Origin of the sequence: Kocuria sp. PD6, from assembly GCF_031844145.1 — a bacterium.
Classification (GTDB): Bacteria; Actinomycetota; Actinomycetes; order Actinomycetales; family Micrococcaceae; genus Kocuria; species Kocuria marina.
The window spans coordinates 1-19454 of sequence record NZ_JAUZUS010000015.1; the positions used below are offsets into that span (position 1 = coordinate 1).

Annotated in this window: 19 protein-coding genes; 11 read left to right on the forward strand and 8 right to left on the reverse strand. The window is 69.3% G+C overall.

Annotation, left to right across the window (positions count from 1 at the left end):
• Positions 1-39: 39 nt before the first annotated feature.
• Genes Q9R22_RS12020 through Q9R22_RS12030 form a run of 3 tightly spaced genes read right to left on the reverse strand, consistent with a single transcriptional unit; the run spans position 40 to position 2295 of the window.
• Positions 40-324 carry a hypothetical protein gene (locus tag Q9R22_RS12020; protein ID WP_131333154.1) on the reverse strand — a complete coding sequence of 95 codons (285 nt, stop codon included), beginning with the start codon at positions 322-324 and terminating at the stop codon, positions 40-42.
• Positions 325-326: 2 nt separating this feature from the next.
• The gene (locus Q9R22_RS12025) at positions 327-941 is read right to left on the reverse strand and encodes a response regulator transcription factor (protein ID WP_131333153.1); all 615 of its coding nucleotides are present in this window, start codon (positions 939-941) and stop codon (positions 327-329) included.
• Positions 934-2295, reverse strand: coding sequence for a sensor histidine kinase (locus Q9R22_RS12030; RefSeq protein WP_131333152.1), 1362 nt, complete (start codon positions 2293-2295; stop codon positions 934-936). Before Q9R22_RS12030 ends, Q9R22_RS12025 begins: the two co-directional genes overlap by 8 nt.
• Positions 2296-2494: 199 nt before the next feature.
• On the opposite strand from Q9R22_RS12030, the gene Q9R22_RS12035 reads away from it, so the two are divergent.
• Entirely contained in the window at positions 2495-2977 is a 483-nt protein-coding gene (locus tag Q9R22_RS12035; protein WP_098055181.1) for a small multi-drug export protein, read from the forward strand.
• A gap of 126 nt (positions 2978-3103) precedes the next feature.
• Here the strand turns inward: Q9R22_RS12035 and Q9R22_RS12040 are convergent, their stop codons facing one another.
• Together Q9R22_RS12040 and Q9R22_RS12045 are read right to left on the reverse strand one after the other, a co-directional pair.
• Positions 3104-4315, reverse strand: a complete 1212-nt coding sequence (locus Q9R22_RS12040; RefSeq protein WP_131333151.1) for a dicarboxylate/amino acid:cation symporter — start codon at positions 4313-4315, stop codon at positions 3104-3106.
• A gap of 459 nt (positions 4316-4774) precedes the next feature.
• Positions 4775-5134 carry a hypothetical protein gene (locus Q9R22_RS12045; protein WP_165489799.1) on the reverse strand — a complete coding sequence of 120 codons (360 nt, stop codon included), beginning with the start codon at positions 5132-5134 and terminating at the stop codon, positions 4775-4777.
• Between the two features lie 69 nt (positions 5135-5203).
• On the opposite strand from Q9R22_RS12045, the gene Q9R22_RS12050 reads away from it, so the two are divergent.
• The 10 genes from Q9R22_RS12050 to Q9R22_RS12095 all read left to right on the forward strand — a co-directional run bounded on the left by Q9R22_RS12050 (position 5204) and on the right by Q9R22_RS12095 (position 15714).
• Positions 5204-6169, forward strand: coding sequence for a hypothetical protein (locus Q9R22_RS12050; RefSeq protein ID WP_131333149.1), 966 nt, complete (start codon positions 5204-5206; stop codon positions 6167-6169).
• Positions 6156-7196, forward strand: coding sequence for an HAD-IIA family hydrolase (locus tag Q9R22_RS12055; RefSeq protein WP_131333148.1), 1041 nt, complete (start codon positions 6156-6158; stop codon positions 7194-7196). Before Q9R22_RS12050 ends, Q9R22_RS12055 begins: the two co-directional genes overlap by 14 nt.
• Positions 7193-7429, forward strand: a complete 237-nt coding sequence (locus Q9R22_RS12060; protein ID WP_064845384.1) for a hypothetical protein — start codon at positions 7193-7195, stop codon at positions 7427-7429. Before Q9R22_RS12055 ends, Q9R22_RS12060 begins: the two co-directional genes overlap by 4 nt.
• Positions 7426-8169 (forward strand): TlyA family RNA methyltransferase, encoded by a 744-nt coding sequence (locus Q9R22_RS12065; RefSeq protein ID WP_131333147.1) that lies wholly within the window; start codon positions 7426-7428, stop codon positions 8167-8169. The genes Q9R22_RS12060 and Q9R22_RS12065 overlap by 4 nt, the downstream gene beginning before the upstream one ends.
• Positions 8170-8247: 78 nt before the next feature.
• On the forward strand, positions 8248-9345 hold the full coding sequence (locus Q9R22_RS12070; protein WP_242670439.1) for an NAD kinase: 1098 nt from the start codon (positions 8248-8250) through the stop codon (positions 9343-9345).
• Entirely contained in the window at positions 9342-11054 is a 1713-nt protein-coding gene (gene recN / locus Q9R22_RS12075) for a DNA repair protein RecN (protein WP_064845381.1), read from the forward strand. The genes Q9R22_RS12070 and recN overlap by 4 nt, the downstream gene beginning before the upstream one ends.
• Positions 11055-11086: 32 nt before the next feature.
• Positions 11087-12802 carry a CTP synthase gene (locus tag Q9R22_RS12080; protein ID WP_064845380.1) on the forward strand — a complete coding sequence of 572 codons (1716 nt, stop codon included), beginning with the start codon at positions 11087-11089 and terminating at the stop codon, positions 12800-12802.
• 3 nt (positions 12803-12805) lie between these two features.
• The gene (locus Q9R22_RS12085; RefSeq protein ID WP_131333146.1) at positions 12806-13462 is read left to right on the forward strand and encodes an NUDIX hydrolase; all 657 of its coding nucleotides are present in this window, start codon (positions 12806-12808) and stop codon (positions 13460-13462) included.
• 128 nt (positions 13463-13590) lie between these two features.
• Positions 13591-14505, forward strand: coding sequence for a site-specific tyrosine recombinase XerD (locus Q9R22_RS12090; protein ID WP_085106065.1), 915 nt, complete (start codon positions 13591-13593; stop codon positions 14503-14505).
• A 228-nt stretch (positions 14506-14733) separates the two neighbouring features.
• Positions 14734-15714 carry a D-alanyl-D-alanine carboxypeptidase family protein gene (locus Q9R22_RS12095; protein WP_131333145.1) on the forward strand — a complete coding sequence of 327 codons (981 nt, stop codon included), beginning with the start codon at positions 14734-14736 and terminating at the stop codon, positions 15712-15714.
• Positions 15715-15772: 58 nt separating this feature from the next.
• Here the strand turns inward: Q9R22_RS12095 and Q9R22_RS12100 are convergent, their stop codons facing one another.
• The 3 genes from Q9R22_RS12100 to Q9R22_RS12110 all read right to left on the reverse strand — a co-directional run bounded on the left by Q9R22_RS12100 (position 15773) and on the right by Q9R22_RS12110 (position 19442).
• The gene (locus Q9R22_RS12100) at positions 15773-16912 is read right to left on the reverse strand and encodes a bifunctional 2-methylcitrate synthase/citrate synthase (RefSeq protein ID WP_064845377.1); all 1140 of its coding nucleotides are present in this window, start codon (positions 16910-16912) and stop codon (positions 15773-15775) included.
• Between the two features lie 83 nt (positions 16913-16995).
• Positions 16996-17907: a methylisocitrate lyase gene (gene prpB, locus Q9R22_RS12105; protein WP_311254272.1), complete on the reverse strand. Its 912-nt coding sequence runs from the start codon at positions 17905-17907 to the stop codon at positions 16996-16998.
• A 2-nt stretch (positions 17908-17909) separates the two neighbouring features.
• The gene (locus Q9R22_RS12110) at positions 17910-19442 is read right to left on the reverse strand and encodes an MmgE/PrpD family protein (protein WP_131333144.1); all 1533 of its coding nucleotides are present in this window, start codon (positions 19440-19442) and stop codon (positions 17910-17912) included.
• Positions 19443-19454 lie beyond the last annotated feature (12 nt).

The following is a 19454-nucleotide window of genomic DNA, read 5'->3' on the forward strand; positions in this document are numbered from 1 at the left end:
ACACAAGCCCCCCGAGGAATACTCCTCGGGGGGCTTTGTTCATGGAGTGCGCTCGTCGGTATTCCAATTACGATAGTTCTCCCACATCGCGGCGAGGTTCGGCTCAGCAAGGCGATGCTTCCACAGGGCAGGGTGCGCGAGGTCGAGACAGTGTCCGTGGATGAGGGTACGCTGCACGTCCCGCTGGGCGAGGAGATCGTGCAGTGTAAACGCCACGGTGGGCTTCACCACGGCGCCAGCGGCGATGGGTTCGTTCGGGCCACCACCACGATCGGGTTCTTCTGCTGCACCCCGATGCGAGTCGACAGCGTCACGCTCTCTCACCCTCAGATCCATCCCTCGTCCCATGCCCGCTGCACGGCCTCTTGACGGGTGGACACGTGCAACTTGGCCAGGGCCGAGGAGACGTAGTTCCGGACGGTCCCCGGTGCGAGATGCAGGGCCGCAGCCGCGTCCGCGAGAGTGGGCTGCTGCGCGGATTCACGCAGCACGTCCAGTTCCCGGTCACTCAGAGGGCATGCGGAGCCCGATAGCGCACTCGCGGCGATTTCTGGATCCACGTACCGCTTGCCGGCCGCGATGTCCCGCACCACCTGGGCCAGCTTCTCGGAGGGCGTGGACTTGGGGAGGAACCCGGACACGCCCGCAGACAGGGTGCGGCGCAGTACTCCGGGACGGGCGTGGCGCGTGACCATGAGGATGCGGGTGTCCACCGAGCTCACGATGCGCTGCGCCGTGTCCACGCCATCCGTGGGCGGCATCTCCAGGTCCAGGATGCACACGGTGGGGGAGTGCTGCTGAGCCGCCCGTAGAGCCTCGGCCCCGTCTGCGACATCGGCCACCACGTCGAAGTCGTCCTCGAGGCGCAGCAGGGCAGCAAGGGCCCCGCGGATCAGGTGCTCGTCGTCCGCGAGAAGGATCGTGATCCGCTCGTCATTCATGGTCGTCTCGTGTCATAGGCACGCGCGCGGTCAGGGTGAAACCGTCGTGCGCGGGATCGAAGGTGTACGTGAGCGTGCCTCCCAGCGCCGACAGTCGTTCACGCAGCCCCGCCAATCCGTTCCCGGTGGAGGCGTCCGGCGTGGATTCCGAGGACGGGGACGCGCCGTCGTTGTGGATGACGAGTTCGAGATGAGCGCCCCCGCCCGGCAGGCGTCGGCGCCGTGCGGCACGACCGGTGGGTGCGGCGTCGTCGTCACGACCCGTGGACGAGATCAAACGCAGCGAGATCCGCGCGGAGGAGGCGTGGGAGTGCCGCAGGATATTGGTTGTGCCCTCCCGCACAACGAGGCCCAGCACATTGCTCGTGACGGTGTCACCGCGGCCGTCCTCGGTGGAGTCGGGGAAGGGTCGTGAGCGACCGGCCCAGGTCCGCAGCATCGGGGGCAGGTCCACGTCCGTGTGGATCCCGGCCGCGCCGAGAACGGAGGACGCGTTCTCGAGCTCGTCCAGGAGAGTGGTGGAGCGATAACCCTGGACCAGGGAGCGTGTGTCACGCAGGGCTTCCTGCGCGCCTGCGTGAGCCGCGAGGACCTGCTCGCGGGCGGCGTCGTACTGCTGTTTGCCGAGCAGGCGGGCCGCGAGATCCGTGGTGAGGCTGATGACCTGAAGGTGATGCCCCTGGACGTCGTGCAGGTCCGCCGCGAAGCGCAGCCGCTCGTTCGCGATGGCCAGGTCCGCGGCACGGCGCTGAGCGGCCTCCAGCTGTAGCATGACGCCCCAGACCCACAACGAGGAGGGGATGGCGAGCAGGACGATCCCCGCGTACTGGATGGTCATGGCGACGTCCATCGCGGTCGGGTTCATCACCCCCATGGCCCAACAGACCAAGAGGTACACGGGCGGGATCGCAGCGGCCACGAGGAACAACCAGCGCCAGCGGTGCTCGGGCTGCAGGCCGGCCGTCATGACCACGACGGCCAGGGGGAGTGCGGCGTAAACCCCTCGGGGGCCGACGCTCGCCGCGAGAACGGCGCACACAATCCCCAGGATCGCAGCCACACCCATAAAAGGAGTCAACACGGCCGCCCGACTCACACCCCGACGAATCCGCAACAGCCCTGCGGCCCAGCACAGCAGGCTCGTCACGCCGATGATCCCCGTCGTGACGTACGCGGCCGCCGATGGCCTGAACGCGATGGCCGCGAAGTTCAGGAAGAACACGTAGAGCAGGATGCCCACCAGCGTGAGGTAGGTGCTCCACCACACCAGGCTCATGTTCCGGCGTTGCCGCGCGAGGTCGAGTTCGTGCTGTTCTGCGCCGTGGACCGGCGCGGACGTAGGGATCGCCGACATGCCTCCACCCTAGGGGCCGGGTGATCCGGATATGACACGTGTCATGTGGGCTGATGACATCCGTGGCCAAGGTGATGACGCGGGCTCACTGCCGCGAACGGTCCCCGCGCGGAAGAGTGGTGGGCAGAAGGGCACGACAGCCCGAACACACGTCCACAGCGCGGCGCTCAAGCACCCGCCGGAGGAGAGGAAGAACGCCATGCAGTGGTTGCAGGAGAATGTGGAGGCCGCGGGGCAGACCGTTCAGGCCCTGTTCCTGATGCTGGGCGGGGCGATCCCGTTCATCGAGTCCTACGGGGCCTCGGCGGTGGGGGTCATCGCGGGGATCCATCCCGTGATGGCGGTGCTCTTCGCCGTGATCGGCAACATCGTCTCCATGACCCTGTTGGTCCTGTTCGCGGAGCGGGTCCGGAAGTTCTTCACGCGCAATCGGGACGAGCGCAAGGAGCCGAGCAAACGTCAGCAGCGTTTCGTGAGGATGTTCGAGAAGTACGGGGTGGCCGGGGTGTCAATCCTGGGTCAGGCCGTGCTGCCCAGTCAGATCACCTCGTCCATGATGGCCGGGGCTGGCGTGGCCAAGGGGAAGATCATCTTCTGGCAGTGCATCTCGATCGTGCTGTGGGGTGTCCTGTTCGCCGGCCTCGCCTCGGCGGGACTCTCCGTGATCACCGGGGTCTCCTGAGCGGGTGCTCCCTGAGCGGGCCACCCGTACCGGCACCCGGCCACGAGATGACGACGGCGCGTCGCACAGTGCGACGCGCCGTCGTGATGGATCGCAGGTGCGGGCTGCGAGGCCCGCACGAGATGGTCAGACGGTCGACTCCGCGGGGGCGTCACGCAGGCGCCCGCTCTTGTCCTTGAGCATGCGGTCCATGACGGCGGCGATGGCGCCGTCGCCGGTGACGTTACATGCGGTGCCGAACGAGTCGATGGCCACGTAGGTGGCGATCATGAGCCCCACGGCGGTCTCGTCGAAGCCCAGCGTGGACTGCAGGATGCCGACCGCGGCCATGATCGCGCCGCCGGGGACACCGGGCGCGGCGACCATGGTCACGCCCAGCAGCAGGATGAACCCGATGTACTGCCACGTGTTGATGGGCATCCCCGAAATGGTCATGATCGCCAGGGAGAACAGCACGATCTTCATGGTGGACCCGGAGAGGTGGATCGTGGCGCACAGGGGAATGGTGAACCCGGCGACGCGCTCGTCCACGCCGTTGCGCTTGGTGCATTCCAAGGTCACGGGGATGGTCGCCGCGGACGATGACGTGCCCAGCGCCGTGGCGTACGCCGGGAGCATGTTCTTGAGCATCACGAGCGGGTTGCGCTTGGCCACGAGGCCCGCCACGCAGTACTGGATGATCAGGATCACCACGGTCATGATGAACGCCAGGATCACCACGCGCAGGAAGGTGGAGATCACCAGGACGATCTGCCCGTTCATGGTGAGGCTCAGGAACATGCCGAAGATGTAGACGGGCAACAGCGGGATGATGATCTTCTCCACGATCCGCATCACGATCGTGCGCAGCTCCCCGAACCCGTGGTGCAGGTAGTTGCCCTTGACGAACGTGATCCCCACGCCGATGCAGAAGGCCAGGATGAGAGCTGTCATCACGTCGAACACGGGTGGCATGGTGATGTCGAAGAACCCGCTCAGGGCGTGGTCCTCCGGGTTCTCCAGCCCGTTGACGGACCTGTGACCGCCCAGCAGCCACGGGTAGCTCGCCTTGGCCACGAGGAACGCCAGGAGACCGGCGAAAATGGTGGACCCGTACGCGATGGCCGCCGTCACGGCCAACCACTTGCCCGCGCCCCGTCCCAGATCCGCAATGGCCGGTGTCACGAGGCCCACGATGATCAGGGGGATCAGAAACCCCAGGAACTGGCTGAAGATGCCGTTGAAGGTTATGAACACCCGTGCGAGCCATTCCGGGAAGAAGAGGCCGAAGACGACGCCCATGACGATGGCCACGAGGACCCGCAGAAGCAGGTTTTTGGAGAGGGATCTCAAACGCATGCTTCATTATGTACGGCGCCCACCCTCCTGCGGTTCACTCCCCGCGCGGATCATCTCCCCGCGTCCCGTTCGAGTGCCGCGACCAGCCCGTCCATGGCGTTGGGAGTGCTCCGCGCACCGTTTGTAGAATGCTCTTCGAGAACATCCGGCGGTGCCAGATCCCGCCCCCGCACCATGGCCGCAGGCCGCAGTAGGAGACACCCCTTGAGCGAATCTGAACAGCACGGTTCCCACGATCGTTCCGATCGTCGACGCGGCGGGGGTGACCGCGGCGGCCGGTGGGGCCGTGACGAGCGCGGTTCATCCCGCGGTGGGGGAGACCGCCGGTTCTCCCGGGGCGACGACGATCGTCGGGGCACGGATCGCCGTGGCTCCGATCGCTCCTCGTACCGCGGGGGCTCGGGGGGCCGTCCCGGAGATCGGGACGATTTCGGCGGCCGAGGCGGCAGCGGACGCCGTTCATCCGGAGACGACGCTCGCAGCGGCTACCGGGGCCGGGACGAGCGGGCGGGGAGTTACGGCGGGCGCGGTGACGAGCGCAGGAATGATGACCGGCGAGGCGGCTACCGCCGTGACGACGATCGACGCGGTCCGCGCGACGGCGCTCGTGGTGAGGAACGGGGCGGCTACGGGCGTCGGGACGACAGGCGTGAGGGCAACTACGGGCGTCGGGGCGACCGTCGTGATGGTGGTTTTGGGCGACGTGATGATCGCGGGGACCGGGATCGCCGGGACGGGGGCTTCGCGCGCCGGGGCGGTGACCGGGTTCGCCAGGGCGGCGGGCGCGGCTTCGGAGCGCGCGACGAGCGCCGCGACCACCGTGACGACCGGCGCGGTGACGCACGTGACCCCGAGCGCAATGACCGCCGAGATGCCCAGCCGCGGTTCGTGGCCCCGGACATCGACGCGGACGTCACGGGTCGGGAGATCGACCGGACCGTGCGCCGGGAACTGCAGGCCCTCGAGGCGAGCAACGCCGAGCGGGTGTCCAAGCACCTCGTGATGGCGGCGCGCTATCTCGACGACGATCCCGAATTCGCCCTTGAACACGCCAACGCCGCCGTGCGTAAGGCGGGGCGGATCGGCGCTGTGCGCGAGGTTGCCGGGATCGCGGCGTACGCGGCCGGTGACTACGCGCTCGCCCTGAAGGAGTTGCGCACCCACCGGCGGATCTCCGGTTCGCAGGCACACCTGCCGCTCATGGTGGACGCCCAGCGTGCCCTGGGCCGCGTGGACAAGGCCATGGAAGAGGCCATCTCGGATGCCGCCGATGCGCTGGACGCCGAGGGCAAGGCCGAGCTCGCCATGGTCGTGTCCGGGATCCACGCCGACGCCGGTGACGAACAGGCCGCGCTCGCGGCGCTCGAGATCCCGCAGCTCGACAAGAACCGCGGGTTCTCCTACAGCCCCAAACTCTTCCGCGCGTACGCGGACGCCCTGCGCGCGGTGGGTCGCGACAGCGAGGCCATGTCGTGGGATCGCCAGGCCATCGTTGCGGAGGCGGCGCTGGGCATGGGCCAGTTCTCCGAGCCCGAGATCGTGGACCTGGGTGACGACCTGGACGAGGACGACGCTCGGCGCACCGTCCGTGAGGCCCAGAAGCGACACAGCGCGGACCGCCCCAGTGATGACGCCCCCGCGGCGGGCGCGGATTCCGACCGGGACGAGGCGCCCTCTGAGGAGGACGCGCTGGCTGAAGGTGGCGCAAAGGCGCAGGACGCGTCGGTCCGGGAGGATGCACCCGAGGAGGACGAGTCCACGGCACGGCACGACGAACCGTCAGCCGACAACCACGCACCCGCCGAGAGCGCCGACGGCGAGCACGGGACGGACACCGGTCATGACCGCAACTGATCCCGCCCGCGAGGAGGGGAGCGAGGACGCGACGCTCATCGAACGGTTCGACGCCTTGCTGTGTGATCTGGACGGTGTGGTCTACGCGGGACCGCACGCGATCGACGGCGCCCCGGAGAGCCTCAAGCGAGTGAAGGACTCGGGGCGCGCGGTGATGTACGTAACCAACAACGCATCCCGATCCCCCGAAGCGGTGGCCGAGCACATCTCGTCCCTCGGCGCTCCCGCTCGGACGCAGGACGTGGTGAGTTCCGCCCAGGCGGCCGCGGCTTTGCTGGCGGAGCGGCTCCCGCGGTCGGCGAAAGTGTTGATCACGGGGGCGCAGGCGCTCGCGGACGAGATCCGCGCCGTGGGATTGACCCCCGTGACCTCCCAGGACGAGCAACCGGAGGTCGTGGTGCAGGGCTTCGACCCGCACATCGGATGGGAGCACCTCGCCGAGGCCGCCTTCACCCTCGCGGACGACGCCGTGCTGTGGTGCGCGACCAACACCGACCGCACCATCCCCAAGGAACGGGGGATCGCCCCCGGCAACGGGACGCTCGTGGCCGCTGTTGCCGCGGCGTCGGGCCGGGAACCCGTGGTCGCGGGCAAACCCGAGGCCCCCATCTTCCGCGAGGCGGCCGAGCGCGTCGGCGCCCGCAACCCCGCAGTCGTGGGGGACCGGCTGGACACCGACATCCTCGGGGCCAACAACGCGGGCATGCCCGGGATCGAGGTGTTCACGGGGGTGGACTCGCCGTGTTCGGTGCTCGCCGCGTGCACGTCCCAGCGCCCCACCTACCTCCTGGGGAACCTGCGTGAGCTGTTCGAACCGTATCCCCGGGTGGACGTCACGCACGACGGCGACTGGTTCCGCGCGCGGTGCCGCGAGGCCGTCGCGGAGACCGACAGCACCGCCGTGACGGTCACCGCGCCTCGCGACAGCCTGGACGGTTGGCGCGCTGCATGCGCCGCGTGGTGGGCCGCCCATCCCGACGTCGACGTCGCTCACGAACCGTCGCTGACGTGGCAGGACCCCGCGTGAACGAGGAACACCCCGAGCCCCCGCACACCGGCCTGGACCCCGTGGACCGCGTGCTCGCGCGTGAAGCAAACATCGCCGCGCTCCCCGTCACGGAACAGGCCGCGGCGTACGAGGTCCTGCACGAAGAACTGGAGCGGATCCTCAACGCGTCGCCGGGTTCGTTGCCCGCCGGGCTCATCGACTCCGTGACGGAGCCTGGGTCGGACGCCGCGGGGGAGCGGGAGCACCCGTGAACGATCGGCTCGACCGGGCGCTGACCGCGCGCGGTCTCGCCCGGTCCCGCACCGTGGCCGCCGCGCTGATCAAGGCCGGGCGCGTGAGTGTGAACGGGTCCGCGGCCACGAAACCCTCCGCCGTGGTCACCTCGGAGGCTACGCTCGAGGTCGCGGCAGCCGAGGGCGAGGAGTACGTGAGCCGCGCCGGGCACAAACTGGCCGGCGCGCTCGAACGGTTCCCGGACGTGTACCCCGCGGGCAAGCGCTGTCTGGATGCGGGGGCGTCCACCGGAGGGTTCACGGACGTCCTGTTGCGCCGTGGTGCGCGCGAGGTCGTGGCGGTGGACGTGGGGCACGACCAATTGGTCCCCGAACTGCGCGCGGACCCCCGCGTCCGGGTCCACGAGGGGCTCAACGCGCGCTACCTGGATTCCGCCGAGATCGGCGGCCCCGCCCAACTGACAGTGTGCGACCTCTCCTTCATCTCCCTGACCCTCGTGGTCCCTGCGCTCGCGGCGGCCACGGAGCGTGGAGGGGACCTGTTGCTCATGGTCAAACCCCAGTTCGAGGTGGGGGCGCACGCGCTGTCCCGCACCGGCGTCGTGACGTCCGACGCCGCGCGGGAAGCGGCGGTGGAGCGCGTACGGGCGTGCGCGCGCGACGTCGGGCTCGAGGTGCTCGGCACGGCGCCCAGTCCGCTGCCGGGCCAGGACGGCAATGTGGAGTTCTTCGTGTGGTGCCGCAGCCCGAAGCACTGACCGCGTCGGGGCGCTCGCGTAGTGTTGGCTGAGTCAGCCCACCGTGGGAGTCGATCGCAGGAGGATGGTCTTCAGCTCGTGAGCCGGAAAATCTTGGTGATGACCCACACGGGGCGGCACGAGGCCAAGGAAGCGGCCCGCCAGTCCTGCGAACAACTGCACGACGCCGGGCTCGTACCTGTCCTCTGCCGCCCGGACCTCGAGGCCCTGCGTGCGGACGGGTCGGACATGGCACCCGTGGAGATCCTCGAGGAGGACGTGGCGCTGCGCGAGATCGAGATCGTCATGGTGCTCGGCGGTGACGGCTCCATCCTGCGCGCGGCGGAACTGGTGCGCGGAGTGGACACCCCTCTGCTGGGCGTCAATCTGGGTCACGTGGGCTTCCTCGCCGAGTCCGAGCGTTCCGCGCTGAGCGAGACCGTGGAGGCCATCGTCGACGGTCGCTACACGGTGGAGCGGCGCATGGCCCTGGACATCACCGTGTGGGAGCAGCGCCGAAAAGTCCTGCACACGTGGGCGCTCAACGAGGCCTCCGTGGAGAAGGGCAACCGGGAGAAGATGATCGAGGTCGTCACGGAGGTGGACCGCAGGCCGCTGTCCACGTTCGGGTGCGACGGCGTGGTCATGGCCACCCCCACCGGCTCCACGGCCTACGCGTTCTCCGCGGGTGGTCCCGTGGTCTGGCCGGAGGTCGAGGCCCTGCTCATGGTCCCGCTGTCCGCCCATGCCCTGTTCTCCCGCCCCCTCGTGATCTCCCCGCGCTCCATGATGGCCGTGGAGGTGCTCACCCGCACGGATGCCCGCGGTGTCCTGTGGTGCGACGGACGGCGAACCGTGGACCTGCCCCCGGGATCGCGCATCGAGGTGCGCCGGTCCGAGAAGTCCGTGAACCTGGCCCGCATGCACGCGACCCCGTTCTCCGAACGCCTCGTCAAGAAGTTCGAACTGCCGATCGCCGGATGGCGTGGCCCCATGCCCAAGGAACAGCTCGAGGCCCTCACCTCGGCCCTGTCTGTCGTGCAGCCCACCACCAAGGTGGTCGCTCAGGACGAGGAACAACTCAAGCTCAGCGTGGGCCGGGAGATCCCGCACCACAACGACGCGCCCTGGCTCGATGGCGGCCCCTCGACCGGTGAGCGGACCGGCGACCGACCGGACGGGACCTCCCGGTCATGATCGAGGAGATCCACATCCACGACCTCGGCGTCATCACGGACGCCGTCCTGCCCCTGGGCCCCGGGTTGTCGATCCTCTCGGGTGAGACCGGCGCGGGGAAGACCATGGTGGTCACCGCGCTCGGCATGCTGCTCGGCAACCGCGCGGACGCCGGGTCCGTGCGCTCGGGCAGCACCAAGGCGCTAGCGGAAGCCACCGTGCGGGTGCCGTCGGACCACGCCGCTGTGGCGCTCGTGGAGGAATCCGGTGGTGCGGTGGACAGCGAGACGGTCAATGGCACCGAGGAGTCCCTGGTCCTGCTCTCCCGCACCGTCTCGGCCGAGGGGCGCAGTCGCGCCCATGTGGGCGGCCGTTCCGCACCGGTGGGCACGCTCGGCGCCGTCGGTGAGACCCTCGTGGCCGTCCACGGGCAGTCCGACCAGCTACGCCTGAAGTCCCCGGCGGCCCAGCGAACGGCGCTCGACGACTACGCCGGCGCGGACGTTGCCGAGGAGCTCGCCACCTACCGCGGCAAACTCGCGCGCTACCGGGAGGTCGTGGCCACGTTGCGCGCGGCCAAGGAAAACTCCCGCGAACGAGCGCTGCAGGCCCAGGCGTTGACCACCGCGCTCGAGGAGATCGACGCCGTGGAGCCCGTTCCGGGCGAGGACGCCCAGTTGGACGCGGAGAGCGAGAAGCTCACTAACCTCGAGGCCCTGCGGGGTGCGGCATTGTCCGCCCACGGGGCCCTGAGCGGATCCGACGCGGACGACGAACCGGACCTCAACGCCGTCGCCCTGCTGTCCCACGCGCAACAGGCGATCGACCTCGTGGCGGAGTCCGACCCCGAACTCGTGGCCCTGGCCACCCGGGTGCGGGAGCTGACCGTGGTCGCCGCCGACGTCGCCGCGGACCTCTCGGGATACGCGAGCGGTCTGGACGAGGACGGCCCCGCGCGGCTCGCCGAGGTCGAGGCCCGCCGCAGTGCCCTGCGCGCGCTGACCAAGAAGTACGGTGCGAGCATCGACGAAGTGCTGTCCTGGGCGGACGAGGCCCGGACCCGACTCGAGGGGCTCGTGGTGGACCCCCAACGCGAGGAACAACTGCGCGCGGAGGGCGAGAGCCTGCATGCGGCCCTCGTGAAGCACGCGACCAGGCTGTTGGAGCTGCGACGGGTGGCCGCCAAGAAACTCGCGGGCGCCGTGAGCGAGGAACTGAGCGCGCTGGCCATGCCCAACGCGTCCCTCGTGGTGGCGGTGGAACCCTCCGAGCGCTTCACGGACGACGGCAGGGACACGATCGAGTTCATGCTCGCGCCCCACCCGCAGGCCACACCCCGCCCGCTCGGCAAGGGTGCCTCCGGTGGTGAGCTCTCGCGCATCATGCTCGCGCTCGAGGTGGTGCTCTCCGAGGTGGACCCCGTGCCTACGTTCGTGTTCGATGAAGTCGATTCCGGTGTGGGCGGCAAGGCTGCCGTAGAGATCGGCCGGCGGCTGAAGATGCTCGCCAAGAACGTGCAGGTGCTCGTGGTGACCCACCTTCCCCAGGTCGCTGCGTTCGCGGATCAGCACATCCTGGTGACCAAGTCCTCGGACTCGAGCGTCTCGGACGTGAAAGTGCTCACGGACGAGGAACGCGTGGTGGAGCTGGCCCGCATGCTCGCGGGCCACGAGGACTCCAGTGCGGCCCGCGAACACGCGCGAGAACTCATGCGGGACGCTACCGCATGACCGACGACCCCCAACGCCCCGACGAGACACGAATGGTAGGCTCGAATCCCGTGGTGAATGCTCAGGACGCCGCCCACGAGGCAGGCACAGAAAAGAACGACGGCAAGGTGACCCGGCAGATCTTCGTCACGGGAGGTGTGGCCTCGTCCCTCGGCAAGGGGCTCACCGCGTCCTCACTCGGGATGCTTCTGCGTTCGCGCGGCCTGTCCGTGACCATGCAGAAATTGGATCCGTACCTCAACGTGGATCCCGGAACCATGAACCCCTTCCAGCACGGTGAGGTCTTCGTCACGGACGACGGCGCCGAGACGGACCTGGACATCGGTCACTACGAGCGCTTCCTGGACGAGAACCTGGACGCCTCCGCGAACGTGACCACCGGTCAGGTGTACTCCACGGTGATCGCCAAGGAACGCCGCGGCGAGTACCTGGGTGACACCGTGCAGGTCATCCCGCACATCACGGACGAGCTCAAGCGCCGGATGCGCCGCCGCGCCGAGGACGAGAACGCCCCGGACATCATCATCACCGAGATCGGCGGCACGGTCGGTGACATCGAGTCCCAGCCCTTCATCGAGGCCGCGCGCCAGGTGCGCCAGGACGTGGGTCGGCGCAATGTGTTCTACCTGCACGTGTCCCTGATCCCGTTCATCGGCCCGTCCGGTGAGCTCAAGACCAAGCCCACCCAGCACTCCGTGGCCTCGCTGCGCGGTCTGGGCATCCAGCCCGACGCCCTCGTGCTGCGCTGCGACCGGGACGTCCCGGACGCGATGCTGCGCAAGATCGGTGCCGCGTGCGACGTGGACCTGGACGCCGTGATCTCGTGCGCGGACGCCCCCAGCATCTACGACATTCCCAACACCCTGCACAGCCAGGGTCTGGACACCTACATCCTGGACTACCTGGGTCTGGACTACCAGGACGCCGATCTACGACAGTGGTCCCGGCTGCTCACCGCGGTGCACGAGCCCGAGCACCACGTGACGGTCGCGCTCGTGGGCAAGTACATCGACCTCCCGGACGCGTACCTGTCCGTGTCCGAGGCGCTACGGGCCGGTGGATTCGCGAACAACGCCCGCGTGCACATCAAGTGGGTCGCCTCCGACCTGTGCGACACCCCAGAGGGCGCCCAGCGCGAACTCGGTGACGTGGACGCCGTCCTGATCCCCGGGGGCTTCGGCATCCGTGGGCTCGAGGGCAAGCTCGGCGCCCTGCGCTGGTCCCGTGAGCACAAGGTGCCCACCCTGGGGCTGTGCCTCGGGTTGCAGTGCATGGTCATCGAGTACGCGCGCGACGTCGTGGGCCTGCCCAACGCCTCCTCCACCGAGTTCGACCCGGACACGGACACTCCCGTGATCGCGACCATGGAGGAGCAGAAGCAGTTCGTGGAGGGCGCCGGTGACCTGGGCGGCACCATGCGTCTGGGCCTGTACCCCGCCGCGCTGGCCGAGGGTTCCGTGGTGGCCGAGGCCTACGGTGCCACGGAGGTCTCCGAGCGTCACCGCCACCGTTACGAGGTCAACAACGCGTACCGCGACGCCCTCTCGGAGGCCGGGCTGCGGATCTCGGGCACGTCCCCGGAGGGCACGCTCGTGGAATTCGTGGAGCTGCCCCGTGAGGAGCACCCCTACTACGTGGCCACGCAGGCACACCCCGAGCTGGCCTCTCGCCCGACCCGTCCGCATCCGCTGTTCGACGGTCTCGTCAAGGCCGCTCTCGAGCGCCGGGGCGTCCAGGCCAAGGGCTGAGCCGTGGAGTACACGAGCATCACCGCCGAGCAGCTGACGGATCGCCCGGATCCGCACACCGTCATGGATTCGCGGACCGTCTACGACGGTGCCATCTGGGACGTGTGCAGTGAGTCCTTCCGGATGGCGGGCCAGGAGGAACCGCTGACCCGGGAGTTCATCACGCACCCGGGGGCGGTGTCCGTGGTCGTGCTGGACGAGAAGGAACGGATCCTGCTCATCAACCAGTACCGCCACCCCGTGCGCAAGCGGATGTGGGAGATCCCGGCGGGGCTGCTCGATGTGTCCGGGGAACCCGCGCTGCAGGCGGCCCAGCGCGAGCTGGGCGAGGAAGCGGATCTCACGGCCCGGACCTGGCACACGCTCGCGGACTTCGACAACTCGCCAGGCTCCTCGGCGGAGGCCAACCGGATCTTCTTGGCCCGTGACCTGAGCGAGGTCCCCGAGTCCGAGCGGTTCGAACGCGAGGGCGAGGAGGCGGAGATCGTGGCTGGTTTCGCGGACCTCGACGACGCCGTGGCCGCGGTCATGGCCGGGCGGATCACGTCCCCTGCGGCCACGCTCGGCATCCTCGCCACGCACATCGCGCGGTCCCGGGACTGGGCCACGCTGCGCGCACCGGACGCCGAATGGACCTCGCGGCCGCGGCACGAGGGGTGAACGACTCCCTCGAGTCGCACGGTCCCATCACCGAACCGCTGCCGATCGTGGACGGGGGACCGAGGGCGGGTGCGGCGCCGTCGGACTCGACGACCGAGGCGGAGGCTGCACCGGAACTGCGGCGGGCCGTGGCGCGTTACCTGGACCACCTCGTGGTCGAGCGCGGACTCGCAGCGAACACCGTGAGTGCGTACCGCCGGGACCTCGCGCGCTACCTGCAGCACCTCACGGCGACCGCCGCGCACGTGCGTGTGCCCAGGGACATCACGGCCGATCACGTGCGAGCGTTCGTGCGGAGCATCCGCGAGGGCGACGCCGCCCACCCGGCGCTGTCCGCGCGCAGCAGTGCGCGGGTGCTCGCGGCGGTGCGGGGGGCCCACGCGTTCTGGGTCACGGAGTCGAGCGTGGACACGGACGTCGCGTCCCGCGTGAGCCCGCCCATGCCGCCGCAGCGGCTGCCCAAGGCCATCGGCGTCACGGAGGTCGAGAACCTCCTGGCCGCCCCGGACCCGGATACACCCGCGGGACTGCGAGCCCGGGCGTTCCTCGAACTGCTGTACGCCACGGGTGCGCGTATCTCCGAGGCCGTCGCACTGGACGTGGACGACCTCGCCGGTCTGCACGACGAGGACCTCGCCCTGATCCGTGTGACGGGCAAGGGTGCCAAGCAACGGCTCGTGCCCGTGGGATCGTTCGCCGTGGCGGCCCTGGACCGCTACCTTGTCCGGGCCCGCCCCGAGTTGGCGCGGCACGGTCGGGGGAGCCCGGCGGTGTTCCTCAATGCTCGCGGCACGCGGATCTCGCGGCAGACGGCGTGGAACATGGTCAAGGACGCCGCGCGCACGATCCACCAGGAGGAGCGGATCACGCCGCACACGCTGCGCCACTCGTTCGCCACGCACCTGCTCGAGGGCGGCGCGGACCTGCGGGTCGTGCAGGAACTGCTGGGTCACGCCTCCCTGGCCACGACCCAGATCTACACGCGCGTGTCCGTGGAGTCCCTGCGCGAGGTCTACGCGACGTCCCACCCGCGAGCGCGCTGAGCCGGCAGCGTCGGGGCCGCGCACTGAGCCGACCACGTCGGGAGCCGCAGCACACGGAGTGGGTGACGTTCCGCCCGCACACCGAGCCGGCGACGTCGCCCGCCGCACCGCCCGGAGCCCGGGACCTCCCGCGCGTGGGCGCCGGGCCCGCGAAGGGCGGGGAGCGGCGTCGTCGGCTGTTCGCCCATAGGCCGACCGCGCGTCACGCGCAGCATCTATCGTGGCCTCATGCGAACCGTCATGCGTCGTCCGGCCCTGCTCACCGCCCTGTTGGCCGCGCTGCTGCTCGTGGGCGGCATGGTACCGGCCCACGCCGGGGCGGGGATCGACAACGAGTACCGCGCCCTGCCGAATCCCGGCGCATGGTTGGGCAAGCCCACGTCCGCCGAACGCTGTGGCCTGCGGGACCGCGGCTGCTATCGGCAGTACCAGAAGGGCACGATCCACTGGACGTCCACGACCGGTGCGCGTGCCCAGCGCGGCGGGATCCTGGCGAAGTGGCGCGCGGAGGGCTCCGAGCACGGGGCCCTGGGGTACCCCGTGACGCGTGAGATCTGCACGGGTGGCACGTGCGAGGTCCGCTACCAGCGCGGCCGCATCACCTGGACCGCCCAGGGAGGAGCGCGGGTGTACCGGGACATCGACGATGCCCGCAGCGTGTCCGTGGTCGTGAACAAGAAACGCCCGCTGTCCCCGCGCACCTACGCCCCGGCTCCGTTACGTTCGGTGGGCGGGGGAGTCCTGCTACGGGACGACGCCGCAGCAGCCTACCAGCGCATGAGCCGTGCCGCGGCCGCACAGGGGGTCACGCTGGTCCCGGTGAGCGGGTACCGCGACTACGGCACCCAAGCGCGCCTCTACCGCGAGTACACGGCCCTGTACGGACAGGCCACCGCCGACACCATTTCCGCGCGGGCCGGTCACTCCGAACATCAGACCGGCCTCGCGATCGACGTGGGCGCCCCCGGGGCCACCTGCGGTCTGCTCCCGTGCTTCGGCAATACCCCACAGGGGAAGTGGATCGCCGCGAACGGGCACACCTACGGGTTCGTGGTGCGCTACCCCAACGGGCACACCGCAACCACCGGGTACGCCTACGAACCGTGGCACCTGCGCTACGTGGGCACCGCCACGGCCACGAGTGTGAAGAACAGCGGGTCCGCGACGGTGGAGTCCTACATGGGTCTGCCGCGGGCCCCGAAGTACTGACGACGGCCCGCCACCTCTCACGTGTGAAGGGGCGGCGGGCCGTCGTGGTGTCCCAAACTCAGGACAGGTGACGCTCGTCCGGACCGCTGTAGTCCGAGAGCGGGCGGATCAGCGAGTTGTTTGCGCGCTGCTCCATGATGTGCGCGGTCCAGCCCACGATCCGCGCGGCCACGAAGATGGGCGTGAACGCGGGGATATCGAACCCCATGAGCCAGTACGTGGGGCCCGCGGGGTAGTCCAGGTTGGGCTTGATGGATTTGGCCTCGTCCATGGACTTGGCCAGACCGTTGTAGAGCCCAAGGACCTCGGGCCGGTCGTAGTGCTCGAGCATGCGGAACAGGGCGTCCTGCATGGTGGGCACGCGCGAGTCACCGTGCTTGTACACGCGGTGGCCGAAGCCCATGACCTTCTTCTTCTCCGCGAGCGCCTGGTCCATCCACTCCTTGGCGCGCTTCTCCGCTTCCTCGGCGGATTCGTCCTTGCGGATCCCGAGCTCCTCGAACGTGTGCATCACGGCCTCGTTGGCACCGCCGTGCAGGGGGCCCTTGAGGGCGCCGATGGCCCCGGTCACTGCCGAGTGCAGGTCCGCGAGCGTGGAGGTGATCACGCGCGCCGTGAAAGTGGAAGCGTTGAACGAGTGTTCCGCGTACAGGATGATCGACACCCGGAACGCGTCCACGACCTCCGGGGCGGGTTCCTCGCCGAAGGCCATCCACAGGAAGTTCTGGGAGTAATCGAGGTCCTCGCGGGGATCCACGAGGTCCTGGCCGTGACGGCGGCGCTGGTCGTAGCACACCACGGCGGGCATGACGGCGAACAGTTCCTGGGCCTTGCGCAGCTCCGCCTCGGGGGAGTTGTCCTCTGCCTGCGGGTGCTGCGCGCCGATCACCGAGGCGGCGGTGCGGCACACGTCCATGGGGTGGCACGTGGTGGGCAGCTCGTCGATGACGCGCTTGAGCTCGGGCGTCAGCGCGCGGTGGGAACGCTCGAGCTTTTGGAACGCGGTGAGCTCGTCCTCGGACGGCAGCTCGCCGTTCCACAAAAGCAGCGCCACCTGTTCCGCGGAACAGTTCTGCGCGAGTTCCTGCACCGGGTAGCCCCGGTAGAGCAGCGAGTTGGTCTCTGCATTGACCTTGGACACGGCGGTGGTGTCAGCCACCACCCCGGCGAGTCCTTTGTGGATCTCGGTATCGGCCACGGTGATCTCCTTCGACGATCGGGCTCGTGCACGGACTGAGTGTTCCCACCACACCACACTTGGCGTGGTGGGAACAGAGGGGTTCAGGCGTCCGGGGTCTCGGGGACCTCGAAATTGAACACCCCGGAATCGAACTGGTTGTACCCGTTGTAGTCCACGAGTTCGTACAGCCGCTTACGGGTGAGCATGTTCTCTACCTGCGCCTGCTGGGTGCCGTCCTCCCGGATGGTGGTGAGCAGGCGTTCCATGGCGCCGAGGGCCTGGCGCTGCAGGGACACGGGGTAGATGATCATGGACACCTCTGCACCGTGCAGTTGCTGCGTGGTGAACAGCTGGGACTTGCCGAATTCGGTCATGTTGGCCAAGATCGGCACGTCCAGGGCCTCAGCCATGCGCTCGAACTCCGAGAGGTCCGCCATGGCCTCGGGGAAGATCACGTCCGCGCCGGCGTCGGCGAGGGCCTTGGCCCGGTCGATCGCGGCATCCAGTCCGTCCACACCGCGCAGGTCCGTGCGGGCCATGACCACGAAGTTCGGGTCCCGGCGGGCTTCCACGGCGGCCTTGATCCGCTTGGTGGCCGTGGCGGTGTCCACCACGTTCTTCCCGTCCAGGTGGCCGCAGCGCTTGGGATTGAACTGGTCCTCGATGTGGCAGCCGGCCAGGCCGGCGTCCTCGAGTTCCTGGACGGTGCGGGCAACGTTCATGGGCTCACCGAATCCGGTGTCCGCGTCCACGAGGCACGGCAGGTCCGTGCTGCGCGCGATCTGACCGGCGCGCGTGGCCACCTCGGTCAGGGTCGTGAGACCGATGTCCGGCAGGCCCAGTTCGTTGGCGAGCACGCCGCCGGAGATGTAGACGCCCTCGAAGCCCTGCTCTTGGATGAGCTTGGTGGACAGGGGCGTGAACGCTCCGGGGAAACGGGCGATCTCCGGGGCCGCGAGCAGTTCGCGGAACCGTTCGCGCTTCTCGGCGGGGGTCACGGTGGTGTACAGCATGATCAGAAGATTCCCTTCGCTGAGGTCTCCAGCTCCACGGCGGCCGTGATGTTCAGCTGCCCGAGCTCCCCGGCACCCAGTTCGGGGATGCGCTGGACCGCGTCCAGGAACCGCTCGATCTCCTCCGGGGCCACGATGCCCTCGGCCAGGGTGCGGAACTTGGTGATGTACTGTTCCCGCGCGAACGGGCGGGCACCGAGCGGGTGGGCGTCCGCCACGGCGATCTGGTCCGTGATCACGGTGCCGTCCGTGAGGGTGATCTCCACGGAACCGCCGAACGCCTTTTCGGAGATGTCCAGGGAGTGGTACCGGCGGGTCCACTCCGGGTCCTCCTGCGTGGTGACCTTGTGCCACAGCTCCACGGTGTCCTGGCGGGCCGCACGCTCGGGGGCGTAGGAGTCCACGTGGTGCCACGCGCCGTCCTGCAGGGCCACGGTGAAGATGTACGGGATCGAGTGGTCAAGGGTCTCACGCGACGCCGTGGGATCGTACTTCTGGGGGTCGTTGGCCCCGGAACCGATCACGTAGTGGGTGTGGTGCGAGGACTTGATGAGCACCGAGGCCACGTTGGCGGGGTCGGTGACCTCCGGGTGCTCGCGGTGCAGCTTGCGCGCCAGGTCGATCCACGCCTGGGCCTGGTACTCCGCCGAGTGCTCCTTGGTGTACGTGTCCAGGATCGCGCGCTTGGGCTCACCCGGGGCCGGCAGGGGCACCGTGTAGCGGGCCTCCGGGCCCGAGAGCAGCCACGCGATCACGCCGTCCTCGCCCTCGTAGATGGGGGTCGGGGACGTCTGCCCGCGCATTGCGCGGTCCACGGCCTCGACCGCCATCTTCCCGGCGAACGCGGGCGCGTGGGCCTTCCACGTGGAGATCTCGCCCTTGCGGGACTGCCGGGTCTGGGTGGTCGTGTGCAGTGCCTGACCGATCGCCTGGAAGATGGTCTCGGTGTTCAGGCCGAGCAGCGTGCCGATGCCCGCGGCGGCGGACGGACCGATGTGCGCAATGTGGTCGATCTTGTGCTCGTGCAGGCACATGCCCTTGACCAGGTCCACCTGGATCTCGTACCCGGTGGCGATCGCGCGCACGAGGTCCTCGCCCGTGCTGCCCACGTGCTGCGCGACGGCCAGGATGGGCGGGATGTTGTCCCCGGGGTGGGAGTACTCCGCGGCCAGGAACGTGTCGTGGTAGTCCAGCTCGCGCACGGCCACGCCGTTGGCCCACGCGGCCCACTCGGGGGAGACCGCGGCGTCGTCGTCCGGGGCGCCGTAGAGCAGCGCGCCGGTGCCCGAGAAGCCACCGCCATCGACGACCCGGTGGCACAGGGCCTGCGAGCGCGCGGAGACGATGGGCCCGCGGTTGAGGGAGGCCACGGCCACGGACGCGTTGTCGATGATCCGGTTGATGACCATGTCCACGACCTCGGGCTCCACGGCCACCGGGTCGGTCGCGACGCTCGCGAGCTTGTGGGCGAGCTGCTCCTCGCGGGGCAGTTCCTCCTTGGACGAGTACGTGCGCACGGTGTGTTCGACGGTCACGGGCGTTCCTTT